This is a genomic window from Ornithinibacillus sp. 4-3 (assembly GCF_040958695.1).
Lineage (GTDB): Bacteria > Bacillota > Bacilli > Bacillales > Amphibacillaceae > CALAMD01.
The window spans coordinates 361,226-381,027 of record NZ_CP162599.1 but is presented as its reverse complement, the minus strand read 5'-3'; the positions used below and the strand labels follow the sequence as shown (position 1 = coordinate 381,027).

General features: G+C 34.1%; 16 protein-coding genes. 8 read left to right on the top strand and 8 right to left on the bottom strand.

Annotated features, from left to right (window positions below):
* Positions 1-43 precede the first annotated feature (43 nt).
* The 7 genes from AB4Y30_RS01985 to pruA all read right to left on the bottom strand — a co-directional run bounded on the left by AB4Y30_RS01985 (position 44) and on the right by pruA (position 10,786).
* Positions 44-1,822: an alpha/beta fold hydrolase gene (locus AB4Y30_RS01985; RefSeq protein ID WP_368653843.1), complete on the bottom strand. Its 1,779-nt coding sequence runs from the start codon at positions 1,820-1,822 to the stop codon at positions 44-46.
* A 34-nt stretch (positions 1,823-1,856) separates the two neighbouring features.
* Positions 1,857-3,452 carry an ABC transporter substrate-binding protein gene (locus tag AB4Y30_RS01980; RefSeq protein ID WP_368653842.1) on the bottom strand — a complete coding sequence of 532 codons (1,596 nt, stop codon included), beginning with the start codon at positions 3,450-3,452 and terminating at the stop codon, positions 1,857-1,859.
* Positions 3,453-4,049: 597 nt separating this feature from the next.
* Positions 4,050-5,174 carry an IS4 family transposase gene (locus AB4Y30_RS01975; RefSeq protein ID WP_368652633.1) on the bottom strand — a complete coding sequence of 375 codons (1,125 nt, stop codon included), beginning with the start codon at positions 5,172-5,174 and terminating at the stop codon, positions 4,050-4,052.
* A 148-nt stretch (positions 5,175-5,322) separates the two neighbouring features.
* A complete protein-coding gene (locus AB4Y30_RS01970) occupies positions 5,323-6,336 on the bottom strand; it encodes a dipeptidase (RefSeq protein WP_368653841.1) in 1,014 nt (337 codons plus the stop codon).
* Positions 6,337-6,472: 136 nt separating this feature from the next.
* A complete protein-coding gene (locus tag AB4Y30_RS01965) occupies positions 6,473-8,032 on the bottom strand; it encodes an ABC transporter substrate-binding protein (RefSeq protein WP_368653840.1) in 1,560 nt (519 codons plus the stop codon).
* A 41-nt stretch (positions 8,033-8,073) separates the two neighbouring features.
* Positions 8,074-9,081: a dipeptidase gene (locus AB4Y30_RS01960; RefSeq protein WP_368653839.1), complete on the bottom strand. Its 1,008-nt coding sequence runs from the start codon at positions 9,079-9,081 to the stop codon at positions 8,074-8,076.
* Between the two features lie 157 nt (positions 9,082-9,238).
* Positions 9,239-10,786 carry an L-glutamate gamma-semialdehyde dehydrogenase gene (pruA, locus tag AB4Y30_RS01955; protein ID WP_368653838.1) on the bottom strand — a complete coding sequence of 516 codons (1,548 nt, stop codon included), beginning with the start codon at positions 10,784-10,786 and terminating at the stop codon, positions 9,239-9,241.
* Positions 10,787-11,034: 248 nt separating this feature from the next.
* On the opposite strand from pruA, the gene AB4Y30_RS01950 reads away from it, so the two are divergent.
* The 6 genes from AB4Y30_RS01950 (at position 11,035) to pstB (ending at position 17,846) form a co-directional block, all read left to right on the top strand.
* Positions 11,035-12,399 (top strand): sigma-54 interaction domain-containing protein, encoded by a 1,365-nt coding sequence (locus tag AB4Y30_RS01950; protein WP_368653837.1) that lies wholly within the window; start codon positions 11,035-11,037, stop codon positions 12,397-12,399.
* A 92-nt stretch (positions 12,400-12,491) separates the two neighbouring features.
* Positions 12,492-13,823: an RNA polymerase factor sigma-54 gene (gene rpoN, locus AB4Y30_RS01945; protein ID WP_368653836.1), complete on the top strand. Its 1,332-nt coding sequence runs from the start codon at positions 12,492-12,494 to the stop codon at positions 13,821-13,823.
* A 206-nt stretch (positions 13,824-14,029) separates the two neighbouring features.
* Entirely contained in the window at positions 14,030-15,037 is a 1,008-nt protein-coding gene (locus AB4Y30_RS01940; RefSeq protein ID WP_368653835.1) for a PstS family phosphate ABC transporter substrate-binding protein, read from the top strand.
* Between the two features lie 125 nt (positions 15,038-15,162).
* Entirely contained in the window at positions 15,163-16,119 is a 957-nt protein-coding gene (gene pstC / locus AB4Y30_RS01935; RefSeq protein ID WP_368653834.1) for a phosphate ABC transporter permease subunit PstC, read from the top strand.
* A gap of 1 nt (position 16,120) precedes the next feature.
* Positions 16,121-17,005, top strand: a complete 885-nt coding sequence (pstA, locus tag AB4Y30_RS01930) for a phosphate ABC transporter permease PstA (RefSeq protein ID WP_368653833.1) — start codon at positions 16,121-16,123, stop codon at positions 17,003-17,005.
* 37 nt (positions 17,006-17,042) lie between these two features.
* Positions 17,043-17,846, top strand: a complete 804-nt coding sequence (pstB, locus tag AB4Y30_RS01925; protein ID WP_368655149.1) for a phosphate ABC transporter ATP-binding protein PstB — start codon at positions 17,043-17,045, stop codon at positions 17,844-17,846.
* A 165-nt stretch (positions 17,847-18,011) separates the two neighbouring features.
* Here the strand turns inward: pstB and AB4Y30_RS01920 are convergent, their stop codons facing one another.
* Positions 18,012-18,638: a YitT family protein gene (locus AB4Y30_RS01920; RefSeq protein ID WP_368653832.1), complete on the bottom strand. Its 627-nt coding sequence runs from the start codon at positions 18,636-18,638 to the stop codon at positions 18,012-18,014.
* A gap of 153 nt (positions 18,639-18,791) precedes the next feature.
* Here AB4Y30_RS01920 and AB4Y30_RS01915 point away from each other — a divergent pair, with 153 nt between their 5' ends.
* Positions 18,792-19,244, top strand: coding sequence for a MarR family winged helix-turn-helix transcriptional regulator (locus AB4Y30_RS01915; protein ID WP_368653831.1), 453 nt, complete (start codon positions 18,792-18,794; stop codon positions 19,242-19,244).
* 17 nt (positions 19,245-19,261) lie between these two features.
* Entirely contained in the window at positions 19,262-19,780 is a 519-nt protein-coding gene (locus tag AB4Y30_RS01910) for a GNAT family N-acetyltransferase (protein WP_368653830.1), read from the top strand.
* The last annotated feature ends 22 nt before the right edge of the window (positions 19,781-19,802 follow it).

The window sequence follows — 19,802 nt, the reverse complement described above, 5'->3', positions numbered from 1 at the left end:
GTATTTCTAACAACGAAAGAGCTTATTCCTGGTTTTTATTAGCTTAATCTAGTAAATGCTTTTCCATAAATTTTACAATGTTACCATGCATCTTAATATGGTTTTCTATTTTTTCCGTAAAGTGCCCTTCATTTTCGAAAATAGTTAAGCCTACATCCTGTCTTCTTTCCTTCATTGCCATTACTAATTGGATAGATTCAGTCACTGGAACACGTGAATCATTTAATCCATGGAAAACTAATAATGGCGCTTTTATTTTATGCGAATGAAGTAATGGATCTATTTCTTCAAAGAATGCTAAATCTTCTTCAATTGTTCCATACTCTGATCCTCTTAATTTTCTACGCCAATGCCCTGTTGTGTTCATAAATGTCTTAAAACTAGATATCCCTACAATACTTGCTGCCGCTCCCCATAGGTCAGGGTAGTGAGATATCGCAGCATTTACCATAAATCCTCCATAACTTCTTCCCATAATTCCAACTTTGTGAGGATTAACTTTATGTGTCTTCACTAAATCATCAACTAAAGAAACAAGATCTTTTACAGAATCCATTCTGTTTCTAACATCATCAAGTCCCATATAGGTTCTCCCATATCCACTACTTCCCCGAACATTAGGTGCAGCTACTGCAAACCCTTGATCTACTAAATATTGGATATAGTAATTATACTCTGCACGTGTTTGCACTGTTGGTCCACCATGGACATACAAAAGTGCAGACTTGTTCTCGCTCTGCTTCTTCTCATAATAAAAATATGGTACCTCTAAACCATCAAAAGAACGATATGTACATATTTTTGGCTCTGTTAATGTTACTTCTTCCGAATGACTAATATATGTTAGTCTCTCTACTTGGTCATTAGACAACGTATATTTCCAAATATCACCTGGACAAGTAGGTGTATTAACACCAAATACAAATTCGTCTTCACTTACCCATGCAATCGAATCAATAACACCTTTAGGAAGCCCTTCTATTTCCTTGTTTTCCTGAGTATTCAAATCAAATATACATAGCTTATATATGCCCCCTTCATTGATTGTATAGACCATTTTTTGTTGATTAGAAAATAATTTAAATTCCTCTATATCCCATTCAGATACATGGACAACTTTTTCAAAACTATTTAAATTATTCAAGGAGAACTTACTAATATACATCATTTCCTCATTCAAATCTGTTAAGACATACCCAGCCTGTTTATCCTTTGTAAACGTAAAGGATTGATAGCGAGCTGGCACATCTTTCTCTCCAACTTTTATTGTTTCTCCAGTCTTGATATTTAATTTAAACAAATTTTGATCTAGGCTATTCTCAGGAATATCAATGAGCAGATGCTCACCATCTGGAAGCCAAGTAACAGGAGAACAAATATCATCGTTTTCAAAAACCTTTGTTATTTCTTTAGTTATCACATTTTGAATAAATACATCAAAGAATCCTGGATGTCTACGATTACTAGAAAAAGCGATATACTTACCATCTGGAGACCAACCTCCAAAATCATGAAAGTGTTCAGGGGATTCTACTAGCGTTTCTGTTTCCTGACCATCTTTTAATAATAAATAAAGTTGTACTTTTTCATTTCCATTATTATCCTTCCCAACAACAGACATATCTCCATTAGGTGAATGATATACCCCAATCACTGTATCATCAAATTCAGCATACGGTATCGGTTTATTATCCTTATCCAATGTCCACACTTGCGGCATTCCTGATACTTTGGACAGAAAAGTAAATCTTCCCGATTTAGGTATTGCTCTAGGTCGATACGCCGTATTTAGATTCATATAAGCTAGTATTTTATTATCCATTAAACTCAACCTTCCTTGATAAATTATTTAAGTATTACTTTGCTTTCCTTGTATTCCATGGCACAGTTGCTTGAAAAATGGTCAAATTCTCTACTTTATCAGACACTGCTATAATATTCGTATAATGCCCTAATATACTTGCTGGTAAATATTCAGCCCATAGAAACTCATGTAATTCATCCCAATGTTGTTTTGCTTCTTCCTGTGAAGTAGAAGCTCCCATTTCAGCTAATAATTCTGTGATTCTAGGATCTTCTGTCCAACCAGGATATGTTGGGTTGATAGCTAGTAATTGTGACGGCGAGGTATTATAGCCTACCCCTCCAAAGAACATTTCCCATCTATCTGGTTCCGCTCTATTATCATATAATGTTGCTAAATCAAATACTTCTAAATCCACATTCATACCTATTTGCTCTAATTGTTCTTGGACAACAACTGCTGCACTATAATAATCATCGTAATCACGTGTTGTTAATAATCTAACCTTTTCACCGTTATAGCCTGATTCTGCTAATAGCTCTTTTGCTTTCTCTATATCATTTTGATTATAAAAATCCTTACCTGCATCACTTGCCCATCCAACCGAATCAGGGTTCATGTAGTTATGATCAACCTTAAATAAATTTTCATTTGCATAACTGGCTAACATAATCTCGTCCATATTTAAAGCAATATTTACTGCTTGTCTCATTTTGGGATCTGACATGATTCCTTCTTTTTTGTTATAAAACATATTCAATGTTCCAAAATAATAAACATGTGTTTGAACTCCATCCATCTCTTCAAGTCGTTCATAACTATCTTGAGGTATCTGCTCTGCAATATCATATTCTCCAGTTTGAAGCCCAGCTACTCGCGTGGAAGAATCCGGTACAAAATAGTAATATAAATCATCTACCAACGCTTCTTTACGTCCCGCATATCCACTCGGTTCTTCATCTCGAGATTGGTAATCATCAAATTTTACTAAATGAACATATTGATCTTGCCTCCAGTCCTCATATTTAAATGGTCCAGTACCAATAATCTCTGATACACCTTCTGGAGTTGCAGTATCTATTTGCTCTTTTGGCATAATAGCTGCAAATTGTCCCTGTCCTGCCATTATATCTAACACATCTGAAACACGTTTTTCTAATGTTAATTCGACTACATATTTATCCTTTGCTTCGAAATTAGCATGATCTAAAAGTAATAATGCTCTTGGGGAATTTTCCAACCAACGATTCATAGATGCTTCCACATCTTCAGCAATCATTTCCTCTCCATTGTGGAATTTGATTCCTTCACGTAATTTAAAAGTATATGTTTTTCCGTCTTCACTTTCCTCTATTGACTCAGCTAACATAGGTACTGATTGATGGTCTTCATTTAATGTCATCAATGTCTCAAAGATCATCCGTCCTATATCTAATGAAGCTGAAGAAGAACTAATATGTGCATCTAATGATGGTGGTTGTGCTGATACAGCAATCTTCAATTCACCACCCGTTTCTGTGCCCGTTTCTGTTTCCCCTCCTTCACTAGAATCATCTGCCTTTGAATCATCATTTGATTTAGAACTACACGCAACAATTAATAACACGGACATCACTAAAAAAAGTAATCCTATTATTTTATTCCTCATGTCTGTTCTCCTCTCAGATTTTCATTTGGAGCTAGGAATTCAATGTTTCTATCTAACTCTTATTAATCAAATCTTTTCCTCCTTCTATTTGTTTAGGTACTAATATTGCATGAATATTCCTTTTAAATAAATTATCAAACTATTTTAATTCTACTAAACAGGAAAAGAAAATGAAAATGATACATATTTTCCGTTTTGCATGAAATAATTTTTGATTATTTGCAGATTGGATAAATTGAAACAAGCTATCAGATAAACTGATAGCTTGTTTTTGCTTTCAATGCAATTTCTTCTTATGCCATTATTTATACCTGCCAGCGGAGTCTGATTAATTAATTTCCGCCACTTATTTCATAAAATAATTATGCTCCATTTTTTTCAAAAAGAATTAATATAGTTATTGTTCTTTTCCTATTAGTAAGAAATTGCAGTTTCAATAAATTTAAATTATTTCACTAGCGTCGCATAAATAAATGCAGAATGTTCTGAACTACATTTCTGGTTTTAAAGAAAAAATTGAAAGCACCTAAACAAAGGTAGTAAACATCCATTTTTTTGACTATAGCCAAAGACGAGTGCGACAAAAATTAAAAAGTTTTACGGGACACCTTTTCCTTTGATTTTACGAATCCAAATATGGGCAGATTTCCAAATTGCGGCTTTTAAATAACGACTGATTTGGAGATAAGTCCGCGAGCTGTTTGTGCTTAGCTGCGCGAGTACGTTTAAACAATAGACAATCATCGCTACGTACACTTGATTATGGACTGCTTGTTCGCTATGCCCGTAGAACTTTTTGATTGAGAGATGTTGTTTCATCCATTTGAAAAAGAGTTCGATTGCCCATCTGGACTTGTAAACATCGGCGATTTCAACTGCGCTAATGTCAAACCGATTTGAAATTAACGTGAGTTCTTTCCCTTTATCATCCAGTACTTTTATTTTACGAAAAACGTGTTCTGTTCGGTTTTGAGTTGATCCGAGAACGACCATTTCATCTGATAAAATAGATGAGTTTGATGGAACTTCAAGTGTTTTAATTACCCGAACGACAGCGTTTTTCCTTAAACGTGATACAAAGAAATAGCCGTCATCTGTCATGCGATCGAAACGCTCGTAATCCAAGTAGCCACGGTCAAAAACGTACATGCATTCTTTATCGTCAACAAATACTTCTAACTGTCCACGGTCGTGTTCTATTGCGTTCGTCATGACTGCTTTGTCCGGATAAGAAAGGCCTTTTTCCATAAATACAAGGCGCAGATGAAGCTTTACGCCAGACTTTGTTTTTCGGAATTCAGCCCATCTGTGATTCGTTAAATTTAAAGGTAATGTGGTAGAATCAATCAACATCCAAGGTGTAGACGTTTTTCTTCTGTGCTGAAAGTCTGTTTTTTCATGAATTTTCGCTACTAGATTTAAGAAGATGGCTTCAAAAAAAGAAGTAGGCACTTCATTTAGTCTTCTGCCTAATTGTGAAAAGCTAATGGATTCAAACCCAACTGCTTTTTGAAGATCATCTGAAAAAACAGCGTCAGCTAACGCCCGTAAACTTTCGGTACCATGAAGTTGCGCAAACAGCAGTAACTTCATGAATGGCGCCATATAAAGCTTCTTTGTATAGTAATCTAATTGAAAGTTTCCAACCATTTCATTAAAAAGTTCAGTCGAAATCGGTGAAAACCATTGTTCAAATGATGTTTTTCGTGTAAACTTATCCATGTGTATGTCCTTTATATTGGATTTGGATAGTTTACTACCAAACCCCATTATAAAGGATTTTTTTATGGAAAAATATAGTTAAAGAAAATTCAGTATTTTACTTTATACTTTTGTTTTTTAATGCGACGCTAGTGAAATTATTTATATGTCATTCTCCCCAAATCTCTTCTGCAATTCTAAGAAAATTAGCACCAAATATCTTTTCAATAGAAGTTTCCGTATAACCTCTTCTCACTAACTCCACAGTCAAATTGGGTAATTGATCAACCTCTTGAAGACCCTCAGGATAATTTGGGATAGGTGATTCATGAATTAGCTCTGGTGAAAAATGAATAAAATCTGGACCTAAACCTATATAATCTTCACCAACAAGCGATTTTAGATAATCTATATGTGTAATTACATCATCTAAACTAGTATGTTGCCAGTCATTACGTAAATATTTAGGATAAAAAGCAACTCCAACTAATCCACCTTTATCAGCTATCTTTTTTATTGTTTCATCATCTATATTACGAGGATGGTTACATAGACTAAGGCAATTTGAGTGTGAACAAATCACAGGATCTCTGGATGTCTGCAAAACATCTGACACTCCTTGGGGAGAAAGATGGGACATGTCTATCATAATTCCTAATCTATTCATTTCTTTCACTAGCTCCACTCCGAAATGTGTTAGCCCTCCTCTTGTTCGACTTTCAGCGAATCCATCAGCAGCCATATTTCTTTTATTCCAAGTTAACTGAGCAATTCTAAGTCCCAGCTTATAAAAAGCCTGTAAATTTGTTATTTTTGTTCCTATAGGGGTAACACCTTCTAGACCTAAAATTATTGAAGTCTTCCCTTTTGAAAAGTTGTCTCTAATCTCATTTACTGTTTTTGAAATTTCTATTTGCTTATCTAAACTTATTTCCGAGTCTAAATAAGAAATAGCCTCTAAAACATCTTCTACTGTTTTACCTGATGCCAATGTATCGCCACCCACTATAAAATTAGATACATTGACACCTCCCTCTGCTATTTTAGGAAACCATATTCTTCTTAATACATTTTCTTCACCAGATCGTTTTCTACGAATAAGGTCTACTGGATAATCTGAATGAAGTTCGGCTAGTAAAGTTTTTTTATGTAATAACTTAGATTCCTTTTCTAATAAATTCATTTACTTTCTTCTCCTTTTAAAACCAGATCAAATAACAGTTACTTTTATATTTAAAACCCACAAATCACCTAAAATAGATATATGAATTCCCATCTAAATATCTAGATGGGAATCATCATTTGAAGTTAAAAATATTCTATTCTGCCATTCTAGTATTCCAAAATATCGGACCCTGCAAAACAGATAAGTCTTCCAATTTACTAGTTGTACCTACAATTGAATTTTGATGACCATAAATTGTAATTGGTACATATTCATTCCACAGAAACCCTTGTAGTTCATCCCAATGCTCTCTTGCTTTATCCTGAGTTTCAGCAGTTCTTATTAACTTTAAAAGTTCAGTGATTTTTGGATGATCTGAACCACTAGCAAATGCAGAGTCTAATGCTAATAATTGTGACGGAGTCGTAAGTAGTCCTTGCCCACCAACAGACACTAGATCCCATTTTGATAAGTCATTTCTTCTATCCTGATACCCTGTCCAATCATAATCTTCTAATTTAATATTAACTCCTATCTGTTCTAACTGTTCTTTTAATACTACTGAAGAATTATATTGATAATCATATGTTCTACTTGTTAACAATATAAGCTCTTCACCATTATATTCTGCTTCTTTTAAAAGCTCTTTTGCTCTTTCAGTATCCTTTTGATTAAAAGATTCTTTACCAGATTCACCGTTCCAATTTGTTTGGTCGGGCTTCATATAATTATGATCTACCTCATACAATTCTTCATCAGCAAATGCAGCTAACATAATTTCATCAAGATCTAATGCTATATTCACTGCTTGTCTCATTTTCTCATTTGCCATAGGTCCTTCTTTTCGATTATAGTAAACATTATTTGTTCCAGAATAATCAAGGTAAACGTTCACATTTGGTAAATTATTAACTTTCTCAAAGTTATTATGAGGGATTTGGATAGCAACATCATATTCCCCTGTTTCAAGGCCTGCTAATCTAGTAGAAGAATCTGAAACAACCTTGAAATATACATTATCGAAAAATACTTCTTTTCTTCCTGCTAATCCACTCGGTTCTTCATCCAACATTGAATAATTATCAAATTTCTTTAAATGAATATGTTGATCTTGCTTCCACTCCTTAAGCTCGAATGGACCTGTACCCACAATTTCTGAAACACCTTCAGCAGGGGCAGAATCTATTATATCTTTTGGCATAATAGCAGGAAATTGACTTCTTCCAGCCATTATATCCAGTACATCTGTTGCAGGTTCTTCCAATTTCAACACTACTGTATGTAACCCTTCTGCTTCAAAAGTTGCTCCTGGTAAAAATGTGATAGCTACAGAGGCTTTTTCCAGCCATCTATTCATCGAAGCAACAACATCCTCTGATGTCATTTCTTCACCATTATGGAAATTTACTCCTTCACGCAAATGGAATGTGTATACTTTCCCATCTTCACTGCTTTCAACCGACTCTGCCAACATAGGAACAGGTTCATAATTTTCATTCAATGTAACAAGGGTCTCAAAAATATTCCTTGCAATTTCAAGAGCTTCCGTAGCTGTTGTGATATGTGGGTCAAGCGATGGAGGTTGACCAGAAAAAGCAACGTTTAAATTTTGTTCATTATTTTGTTTATTTGTTGCTTGATTTTCAGTCTGGCTACATCCAGAAATTATAAAAGTAATTACTAGCATTAAAAGAAACATAGTTTTATTTTGCATATTGAATTCTCCTTTCCTAATGTTATCAAAGAAACTAGAGCTTAATTCCAAACATCTTTAAAAACTCTTATAAAATTTTCTCCCATAATTAATCTAATATCTTCTTCGTCATATCCTCTTTCTAACAATATTTTTGTTAAATTAGGAAATTCATCTGGCAATGTTAATCCATTAGGGTAATTCCAAGGCGGTTCAGGATAAGTCTCTTTTTTCCATCTTCCATCAGAAAGTTGCTGATTATAGACTTGATTAGCTTCAGAATCATTCATAATACTAGACATACCTTCATAAAAGTCGAGACTTATAGCTACATGATTGATTCCTACTAAATCCACAATATAATCAATATGATCGACAAAATCATCCAGTGTTGGATTTTTTTTATTTGATACAAATCCTGGAAATCCATTTATTCCTATAACTCCACCTTTTTGGGCTAGAGCAATGATTTGATCATCTTTCAAATTTCTAGCAACAGGATGAAGTTTATGTACATTTGCATGACTTACAATCACTGGCTTCTCAGATATTTCAATCGCTTCCATTGTTGTTTGATATCCTGTATGTGATACATCAACTACTATTCCTAAACGATTCATTTCTTTTATTGCTTGAACACCAAATTCACTTAATCCACTGTCTGTTCTTTCATCACATCCATCACCAATATGATTTTTTTGATTGTAACAAAGCTGAATTATTCGCACTCCTAATTTTTGATAAATAGCAAGAAGATCTATATTCCGTTCTATTGGCAAAGAGTTCTGAAAGTGAAACAAAATCCCTAATTTATTTAAACGTTTTGCCTCATAAATATCATCTACAGACCGAATATGCATTAGTTGAGATTCATGGGTATGAAATCTTTTATACCAAGTTCCTATTTTATACATTGTCTCCTGAGCATTCTCATTAACAGCGACGGTAGGAGCCATTACAGTAACTCCACCCTTTTTCCATCTAAACATATGTTTCTCATCTTGACCTAACGGGCATGTACCGTCGATAACAATTAAATCTTTATGTAAATTTTTACTAACTTCATTCACTGCGAACCTCTCCTTATAGTCCAATATTTAATGACGTTACTTAAATATCCTAACAACATTGTTCTTCATGACTGAATAAAGCTCATTATTTACTTAACACCATTCATTTTCTCATATCATGATGATCTATTTTAAGCTACAATATGACTTTTTACCCTCACAACTTCTTCAACACAACCTTCTCTCTCATATGAAGGTGTAAATAATTTTGTTCTCCCAGTTTAGAATCTGTTCCCGATGATTTGAAGCTACCAAATGGATAATTTCCAAAAACATTCTCCGTACAATTATGATTAACATATAAATTCTCTACATGAAAGTCATATCTCGCACGTTCCATATGATCATGGTTATTGGTAATAAGCGCGCCCGTTACACCGTATTTTGTATTATTTGCGATACTTAGTGCCTGCTCAAAGTCATTTGCTTTACAGAAAACGATAACTGGGCCAAAAAGTTCTTCCTGCATAATTCGCGATTCTGGTTGAACATCCGCAAAGATCGTTGGTCGTACGAAATAGCCTTGAGAATCATCTCCAATACCTCCAGCAACTAAACGTCCTTCTTTTTTTCCGACTTCCAAATAAGACATGATATGGAGATAGGCTCTTTGATTGGTGACTGGCCCCATGTAGTTATCTGGAAAAAAAGGGTCTCCTACATTTAATTTATTTGTAAGGTCAATCACTCTTTCTAATAATGATTTGTAAATATCTTGATGTATTATCGCGCGAGATCCAGTGAAACGTTTGCGAGCTGAGAATCCAAATGCTGAGGCAATTAGTTCTTCAGCAGCCATATCAATATCTACATCATTATCTACAATAATCGTATCTCTTCCTCCCCATTCAACGATAGCTCGTTTTAAATGTGCTTGTGTTGGATGTACCTTTGCAGCTTGTTCCCAAATACGAATTCCTACATCCCTTGATCCTGTAAATATAATAAGATTGGTTTTAGGATGATTAACAAGATAATCACCTACTTCTTCTCCACTTCCAGGAAGAAAACTAATTACTCCACTGGGAATTCCAACTTCTTCTAACACTTCTACAAATTTCGCAGCTATGATTGGTGTTGAACTAGATGGTTTTAATATGACTGTGTTTCCAGTAACTAGGGGAGCTACAGTAGTTTGTACCATAGTTGAAAAAGGAAAATAACTTGAAGAAATTGTAACAGCGATCCCTAATGGTTGATAAAGGTATTGATTGTATTTAATCAGAGATCTATTAATTTCTTCTCTTTCCTCTAAATCAATCATTTGCCTCCCATAATATTCCATAAAGTCAATTCCTCGAGCTACATCTGCATCAGCTTCCTGCCATGATTTTCCTGACTCTTTGACAAGGTAAGCGGAAAATTCATGTTTTCTATAACGAATAATCGCTGCTGTTCGAAACAATATGCCTGCCCTATCCTTTACTTGCCAATCTCTCCAAACTTGAAAGGATTTTCTAGCAGACATGATTGCTGTCTCTGCAAGATCTGTATCAGCCTTTCCTACAGTGCCAACAATTTCATATTTATTTGCTGGGTTAAAAGATGTAATTTTATCAATTGTTGTTATCCGTTCTCCATCAATTAAAATATCGTGATGCACACCTAGCTCTTTTTCGATTTTTTCAAGAGTATTTTGAAATTCCTTTTTGTTCTGGGACAGCGTAAAGTCTGTAAATGGTTCGCGTTTGTATAAATATGTCATTGTTTTATGTCTGATCCCCCTTTCTTGTTGGCGATTCTTGACCAGATTTGAAATATCATGTTCTATATCCTTATCTATGCATTAATCATGCCAACTTTATTTAACAATATATCTGCTTTAAAAAGGGAATCTATTTTACACTTAATCCATAGTTGTGTATAATTTTTATACAATTGTGTATTTTCTATGTATTCTTTGTTGACAATTATTATTAAAAATTAATAGATAATGAAGTGAGGTATCGAATAGTGGAGAAGAAAACAACAATAAATGAGCTTATTTTACATACTTTGCTATCTACAATTAAAGATACTGTAGCAGTTATCAATGCAGAAGCAGACGTACTCTATTGGAATGAAGGTGCAGAGAAGATGTATCACATAAAGAGCGAGGAGATTATTGGAAGGAAAATTTATGATTTTTTTAATAAGGAAGATTTGATGATCCTAAGAACTCTTACGACAAAAGAAACTATCCAAGATGTCTATCATCAACCTCGACCCGATAAGCATGTACTAATTAGTTCCTCCCCTATTTACGATGAAAACAATAAACTTATAGGTTCTATAACTGTTGATAAAGATATTACGCAAACCATTATATTAAATAAACAATTATCCCACACATCAAAGGAATTGCAGCTTTTAAAAAAGAAAGTTTCGAATAACGGGTTAAGTAGTGCTTTCTCAAGTATCAAAGGAAGTAGTCCTCAAATTAAACAAACCATCCAATTAGCAGAAAAAGTGGCCAGGACGGATGCAACAGTTATTATTTTAGGAGAAAGTGGCGTAGGAAAGGAAATTTTCGCTCAAGCGATTCATGAGCAAAGCTTACGACGGAAAAATAACTTTATTCCTATAAATTGTGGAGCAATTCCTGAAACCTTATTTGAGAATGAGTTATTTGGTTATGAACGCGGCGCATATACAGGTGCATCCAAGCATGGTAAACCTGGAAAAATAGAATTAGCAGATAACGGAACATTATTTTTAGATGAAGTTGGAGAGTTACCACTTGATATGCAGGTAAAATTGCTTCGTGCCCTTCAAGAAAATAAAATATATAGAATTGGTGGTACAGTTCCAAGACCCATTAATGTTCGCATTATAGCGGCGACAAATCGAGACCTGCAACAGATGGTAAACATTGGAACATTTCGAGCCGATTTATTTTATCGTCTTAATGTGTTTCCAATTTCTATCCCTCCATTACGCGAACGAATCAACGATATACCAGATTTGATTTATGATTTTCTATATACATTACGTGAAAAGCATCAAAAGACTCCTCCAATCCTTCATCAGGATGCTTTAGATTATATGATGACATATCATTGGCCAGGTAATGTTCGGGAATTACTTAATATTTTAGAAAGACTTGTTATCTTAAATGAAACTGGTGAAATTAATGTTTCTGATGTTATTCAAGTCTTACCTATTCATGAAACTACTCCTGCGCCATCTACACCACGTACATTTTTAGATGAAAAGGAAGATTTAGAGGAGAAACGAATGATTGAAGCGCTTCATAGCACATATGGTAATAAAACTGCAGCTGCTCAAATCCTTGGTATGTCTCGAGCAACACTCTATAAAAAAATTAAAAAAACATAAAATGATATACTTGATATAAATAATTATAGTTTTAATTTTCTAAACCCAAAATGTAAGCGGATTCATAAAAGTAATGAGAAGGAGGAAAAATAATGAACATTGAACTTTCCCAAAAACAATCCTTAAATATTGTTATGACTCCTGATCTTAGACAAGCAATTAATCTATTACAATATTCAACTCTTGGACTAGCGCAGTTTATAAAAGAACAAGCACTTGAAAACCCATTTATTGAATTGGAAGAAGAAGTACCTGAAGTTAATTTTTCGGAAGCATCACAAACATATCGTCACAAAAGCAGAAGCAATACGAACAATGAGCAACAAATAAACTTAGTTGATCATATTTCAACTAATAAAGACTTAAGCTTATCAGAGTATTTATTAGAACAAATTAGATGGTTGGATATTACTCCACGCCAGTTGACTGTTCTACGTTATTTAATTTTAAATTTAGATGCAAATGGATATTTAACTCTTACTTGTGAAGATATTGCGCTCCATTTAAAGGAAGAGGAACAATTTATTCATAAGTGTATTCATATCCTCCATAGGTTAGAGCCAATAGGAGTAGGTGCCAGAACATTAAAAGAATGTCTTATTTTACAGGCAGAGGAACTATTCCCTCAGGAAGGCTTTATTGTGCCTATTATTTCTCATTATTTGGATTTACTTGGAGAGAGAAAGTGGCAGCAAATTGCTGGGGAATTAAATATTTCATTAAATGAAGTAGAAAATGTTTTTACACTTATTCAATCTTTAAATCCAAAGCCAGGATCAGCTTTTATATCTGCTAATACACCATATATCATTCCTGATATTATCATTGAAAAGCGGATGGCTGGATACACGATTTCTATGAACGATACATATTTACCAAAAATATATTTTAATAAGCAGTACAACGATCTTAAATCAAAAAACCATGAAACAGAGAAATTCCTTTCAAAGCAAGAGCAAAAATACAATTGGCTGATTAAGAGCATCGAACAAAGACGATTAACCATATTGAAAATCATGGATGTTATTGTAAAAAAGCAAGTGCACTTTTTAGAATATGGATATGAAGCTTTAAAACCGATGACATTAAAGGAAATAGCTGATGAATTAGGTATACATGAATCTACTGTCAGTCGTGCAACAAATAATAAATTTATTCATACACCAATAGGAACTTTTGAACTCCGTACCTTGTTTACTTCCAAATTAGAACAAAATAATGGAAGTGATATTTCCTCGATGAAGATAAAGATACTATTAAAGCAAATTATTGAAAAAGAAAATAAAAGAAAACCATACTCTGATCAAAAAATAGTTCAGTTTTTAAAGGATAAGCAAGGAATTTCAGTATCTAGGCGCACCATTGCAAAATATAGAGATGAATTAAATATACTTCCTTCTAGTAAAAGAAAATTAATCATTTAATAAGGAATGGAAAAGAACTGAATTTGCATAGTCAAATTCAGTTCTTTTCCATTTATAACATTTCTTTTACCCCCCTCTCCTTCCATACTTACAAAATAATTTACAAATCGTTTACATTCTATTTATATACAGTTTATAACTCTCTTTTATAGTAATAACTGTAAGATAAAAAAACAAAAACAGATTAACCTAGGAGGGGCAATTGAATGAAGTTTAAAAAGTATCTCTTATTATTAGTACTTGCTGCATTGGCAATTTTCACAGTAGCATGCGGTACAAATGAAGATGATGAAAATCCAGAGGATACTTCACAAAATGAAGAGAATCAAGAATCAGAAAGTGGAAATGAAAACGAAACAGCTGAACTCGAAGGAAGTGTAACAATTGATGGTTCTGGAACAGTGTTCCCATTAATGGCACGTTTAGCTGAAGAATATATGCTTACAGAACAAGAAGGAGTTTCCGTTGAAGTAGGTCGTTCTGGAACAAGTGCTGGATTTGAAAAATTCCTAGTAGAAAACGGAACAGATTTCAATGACGCTTCTCGTAATATTAAGGATGAAGAGCAAGCAAAAGCAGATGAGCTTGGCATTGAAGTAAAAGAATTAAAAGTGGCTTTAGATGGATTAACTTTTGTAACACACCCTGATAATGATTGGGCACAAGAATTAACAGCAGAGGATTTAAAGAAAATTTTCCTAGCAGATGGTGGAGTTACAAAATGGTCTGACCTTAACCCTGATTTTCCAGATGAAGAAATTAAAACATATGGACCGAATGAAAACCACGGAACATATGAATTCTTCTACGAGTCGATTTTAGAAGAGCAAGATTTAGTTGAAGGAATTAACTTACAGCAAGAATATTCTACACTTGTAACATTAATCTCTGAGGATGAAAACAGTATTGGTTTCTTTGGATTTGGTTACTACACAAATAACACAGATAAATTACAAGCTGTTCATGTAGACTTTGGTGAAGGTCCAGTTGAACCAACTCTAGATACAATTGCTGAAGATGGAGATTATGCTCCATTCACAAGACCAGTGTTCACTTACTTAAATGTAAATCAAGCAAAAGAAAAGCCACAGGTTCTTGATTATGCAATATTCGCTATGAACAATATTAATAACTTTGCTGGTGAAGTGGGATTTGCTCCAATTCCTGATGCCGAAGTAGAAGAAAGTATTAGCTTCTTAGAGGGTTTAAAATAAAAAATTAGCTATTTAACGGGTTCTCCCCCCCATTTTATATAACTAGACAATGAGAGATGAGTACCTTAGTCAGTACTCATCTTATTGTCAGTTTTATACACTGAAAGGCGTGTGTATTCAACATAATGGAAATGAATAATTCAGTGAACAATAAGAAAAAATTAGATGTTCGCAACCTAATCGAGCAACAAAAGAGAAAAAAGAATATCAAAGCAACAGCGGAAAAATCTATACCTACTATCCTACTATTAATCGCTTCTGTATCTATTCTAACAACAATTGGTATCATTCTTACATTATTCACAGAAACGATTACATTCTTTAAACATGTTCCGTTTCTAGACTTCTTCACAGGTACTGTATTAAAGCCGTTAAGTCAAAATCCTGAATTTGGAGTGCTCCCACTATTAACTGGTACATTGGTTTCTACAGCCATTGCCATGCTTGTGGCAGCGCCAATTGGAATTATGTCGGCTGTTTACCTAAGTGAATATGCCTCAGACAGGGTACGAAAAGTGTTAAAACCATTATTAGAGGTTTTAGCAGGTGTCCCTACTATCGTATATGGTTTTTTCGCATTTACTTTTGTAACACCATTATTAAAACACATGATTCCTAGCTTAGAAGCAACTAACATTCTAAGTCCAGGAATTGTAATGGGAATTATGATTATTCCTATGATTGCTTCGATGTCAGAGGATGCGATGAGCTCTGTTCCTAATTCGATGCGTGAAGGAGCTTTAGCCTTAGGAGCGACAAAATTGGAAGTGACTTTTAGAGTTATTATTCCTGCTGCATTATCAGGAATTATTGCATCATTTGTATTAGGTGTTTCTCGTGCGATTGGAGAAACGATGATTGTAACGATTGCGAGTGGTAGTTCCAAAAACTTTACCTTCGATATAACTCAATCGATGCAAACAATGACTGCTTATATTGTTGAGGTAACTGGTGGAGATGCTCCAGCTGGTTCAACCATCTATTACAGTCTATATGCCGTTGCAATGACATTGTTTGTATTTACATTAATTATGAATTTACTTGCTAGATACATCTCTCGTAAATTTAGGGAGGAATATTAAAATGAGCTATGTGAATCATTCGCAAGTTCAGAAGAAAATGGGCCCTCGTGTCCTTATGAACCATATCGCAAAAGTTATTTTTTTCTTAGCAACTATTTTTGGCTTAATTGTGCTTGGAGCATTATTCATACAAGTATTTCAGCAAGGCTTTAGTTGGATCAACTTCGACTTCCTAACTGGAAAGCTCTCTACTCAACCTGAACGTGCTGGAATTATGGGAGCTATTCTGGGAACGTTATGGCTTATGGCTGTTGTAATTCCAGTAACCGTTTTTCTAGGTGTATGTACAGCAATTTATTTAGAGCTTTATTTAAAAGAAGGACGGTTTAAATCTTTTATCCAAACAAATATCGCTAACTTAGCAGGTGTTCCATCTGTAGTATATGGAATTTTGGGGATGACTGTCTTTGTAAGAACATTGGATTTAGGAAGTGTCGTATTAGCTGGGGGCTTGACAATGTCCCTACTCGTTTTACCAATTGTAATTGTAGCAAGTCAAGAAGCTATTCGCGCAGTACCTAATCATCTAAGTGAAGCTTCTTATGGAATGGGAGCAACAAAATGGCAAACCATTAAAAATATTATTTTACCCGCTTCCCTACCTGGGATTTTAACAGGCGCTATTTTATCTCTTTCTCGAGCAATTGGTGAAACAGCACCATTAGTAGTGATCGGTATCCCTGCATTGCTAATCCCATTCCCTGGTGGATTCTTTGATCGTTTTACCGTTTTACCAATGCAAATTTATTACTGGACACTTGACTCGTCCCTAACTGCAGAATATGCCAACTTAGCAGCAGCAACAATCATTGTATTACTTTCGATTTTAATTATCTTGAACTTAACAGCTATTTTAATTCGAAACAAATACCAAACAAGGTATTAAATTATAAAAGGAGGAATAAATAATGAGTGCAGTAGCAATGAAAGAGCAGCCAGATATTCAATTAACAAACAGCTTTCTACCTGTGAACAAAATCATTTATGATACGGATAAATTAAATTTGTGGTACGGAGATACCCACGCTTTAAAGGATATTAATCTATCTATTTATGAAAAAGAGGTGACAGCAATTATCGGACCCTCTGGATGTGGTAAATCTACTTATATCAAAACATTAAACCGTATGGTTGAGCTTATCCCTGGTGTGAAAATTACTGGTGATATTCTCTTTAATAATCAAAGTATTTTAGCTAAGTCTTATAAAGTGGAAGATTTAAGAACACGTGTAGGGATGGTTTTCCAGAAGCCAAACCCATTCCCTAAATCAATTTATGACAATATTGCATACGGTCCAAAAATTCATGGAATCCGTTCTAAAAAAGTCTTAGATGAAATCGTAGAAACAAGTCTTCGTAAAGCATATATCTGGGATGAAGTAAAAGATCGTCTACATTCTAACGCTTACGGATTATCAGGTGGTCAACAGCAACGCTTATGTATTGCGCGTTGTTTAGCCATTGAACCTGAATTAATTTTAATGGATGAACCAACTTCTGCCCTTGATCCAAAATCAACATTAAAAATCGAAGAGCTTATTCAAGAATTGAAAAAAGAATTCTCTATTGTTATTGTGACACATAATATGCAGCAGGCTGCACGTATCTCTGACAAAACAGCCTATTTCTTAAATGGTGAAGTTATTGAATACAACAATACAGATATCATCTTCAATTCTCCAAGAGATCAACGTACATCAGATTACATCAATGGGAAATTTGGTTAATCTCTTTCTCTATCAAAACGTTAGTAAAGTCATAATAGACTCTACTAGCGTTTTTATTTTAAGGTTGATTGCGCCACACTCCAATCTCTACGTTTTTCGACGTATAGGATGTACTAGTGCGAATGTTGCTCTCATGACGTCGCGTTCTTAGTTTGTACAGATGCTCTATGCTTTTTGTTCACTTGCTGCAACAGGCACAACAAGAATTGGCTTGAGCATTTTCTTCGTAAGTGGCATAAAGAAATTTAAAATAATTCCTCCGAAACAAACACTTAATACTGTTCCTATTCCAATTGGACCACCAAAGATTAAAGCTAAGATTAAAAAGATCAAATAAATAGTAGTTCTTGCGAAGAAGATACTCTTCCCTGTTATTTCTTGCAATATTAAAGTGGATCTATCTACTGGTATCGCTGCAAAATTCGTATACAAATAAATGGCGGTACCTAATCCTACAACAATTAAACCAATTCCAAAACATATAGCTTTTGTATACCATAATTCAGGGATTAAGATATGACTAAATAGGAACAACCACATATCGATACCTATTCCTGTAATAAATGCGGTCACTAGTCCTAATATTTCTGGTTTTTGCTTTTTAAAAAGTGCATTACAACCAAGTAACACTACCCCAATAATGATTTCCCAGCTTCCTACGGTTAAACCGATATTTCTAGACATTCCTACTAGTAAAGCATCAAATGGTGAGGTCCCTATACTTGATTGAATAGTTAAGGAAATACCTAATGTTAAGATGAATAAGCCTATGACATAAATGCAATATTTCATTTTATACTCCCCCATCTTTTTATTGCATTTGCAACAAAAGTCATCTATACTAAATATAATTCTATTTTGTTGTATTTGCAACATATTTTAATGAAATCAGAAAAATACATGAAAGTTTTCTGCTACTCCAATTAAATATGAGGAGATAAAAAGATGACGAAAATTCTTCGCGAGATTGGTATGATTGCTAGAGCATTAGATTCTATCAGTAATATTGAGTTTAAAGAATATAATCTTACAAAAGGGCAATATTTATACCTTGTGCGTATTTACGAAAATCCAGGGATTATTCAAGAGAAGCTTTCGGAATTAATCAAGGTTGATCGAACGACTGTAGCCCGAGCAGTGAAAAAACTTGAACTAAATGGATTTATTCGAAAAGAAAATGATAAGCATAATAAAAAAATTAAAAAGCTTTATCCAACTGAAAAAGGAAAAAACATTTATCCTGCTATCAAAAAGGAAAATGACTACTCCGAACGCATTGCCATAGAGGGATTCTCTAAAAAAGAGATTGAAATAGCTACACAGCTCCTACAAAAGATGCGTGAAAATATCGAGCAGGATTGGGAGTATGTTAAAAAAGGAAATCGCAGAATTTACTAGAGGAGTGGCATTATTTTATGACAACAACTATCAGACCTTGTACATTAGAAGATTTACATTTATTAAAAGATATTAGTTATGATACATTTTATGAAACCTTTAAGGACCAAAACAAACCTGAAAATCTACAAAATTACTTAAAAGAAGCTTTCACTATAGAAAAGCTAGAACGGGAATTCAATCAGCCTCATTCCCAATTTTATTTTATTTATTTGAATGAGACAGAACTAGCTGGTTATTTGAAAGTAAATATGTACGATGCCCAATCAGAAGAAATGGGTGACGAATCATTTGAAATTGAAAGAATCTATGTGAAAAAGGAATACCAAAAGCACGGTTTAGGAAAATTACTTTTTCAAAAGGCCCTAGATATTGCAAAGGAAAATAATAAGCAAAAACTATGGCTCGGTGTATGGGAAAAGAATGAAAATGCCATTGCCTTTTATCAAAAATTTGGCTTTACAAAGGTTGGCGAGCATACTTTCCATATGGGTGATGAAGAACAGGTTGATTTTATAATGTCTAAAGATATATAGTCTAAAAACCCCCATTGGAAAT

Coding starts and splice junctions, on each gene's coding strand:
- AB4Y30_RS01985 (WP_368653843.1), bottom strand. CDS start 1,822: ATGGATAATAAAATACTAGCTTATATGAATCTAAATACGGCGTATCGA.
- AB4Y30_RS01980 (WP_368653842.1), bottom strand. CDS start 3,452: ATGAGGAATAAAATAATAGGATTACTTTTTTTAGTGATGTCCGTGTTA.
- AB4Y30_RS01975 (WP_368652633.1), bottom strand. CDS start 5,174: ATGGATAAGTTTACACGAAAAACATCATTTGAACAATGGTTTTCACCG.
- AB4Y30_RS01970 (WP_368653841.1), bottom strand. CDS start 6,336: ATGAATTTATTAGAAAAGGAATCTAAGTTATTACATAAAAAAACTTTA.
- AB4Y30_RS01965 (WP_368653840.1), bottom strand. CDS start 8,032: ATGCAAAATAAAACTATGTTTCTTTTAATGCTAGTAATTACTTTTATA.
- pruA (WP_368653838.1), bottom strand. CDS start 10,786: ATGACATATTTATACAAACGCGAACCATTTACAGACTTTACGCTGTCC.
- rpoN (WP_368653836.1), top strand. CDS start 12,492: ATGAACATTGAACTTTCCCAAAAACAATCCTTAAATATTGTTATGACT.
- AB4Y30_RS01940 (WP_368653835.1), top strand. CDS start 14,030: ATGAAGTTTAAAAAGTATCTCTTATTATTAGTACTTGCTGCATTGGCA.
- pstC (WP_368653834.1), top strand. CDS start 15,163: ATGGAAATGAATAATTCAGTGAACAATAAGAAAAAATTAGATGTTCGC.
- pstA (WP_368653833.1), top strand. CDS start 16,121: ATGAGCTATGTGAATCATTCGCAAGTTCAGAAGAAAATGGGCCCTCGT.
- pstB (WP_368655149.1), top strand. CDS start 17,043: ATGAAAGAGCAGCCAGATATTCAATTAACAAACAGCTTTCTACCTGTG.
- AB4Y30_RS01920 (WP_368653832.1), bottom strand. CDS start 18,638: ATGAAATATTGCATTTATGTCATAGGCTTATTCATCTTAACATTAGGT.
- AB4Y30_RS01915 (WP_368653831.1), top strand. CDS start 18,792: ATGACGAAAATTCTTCGCGAGATTGGTATGATTGCTAGAGCATTAGAT.
- AB4Y30_RS01910 (WP_368653830.1), top strand. CDS start 19,262: ATGACAACAACTATCAGACCTTGTACATTAGAAGATTTACATTTATTA.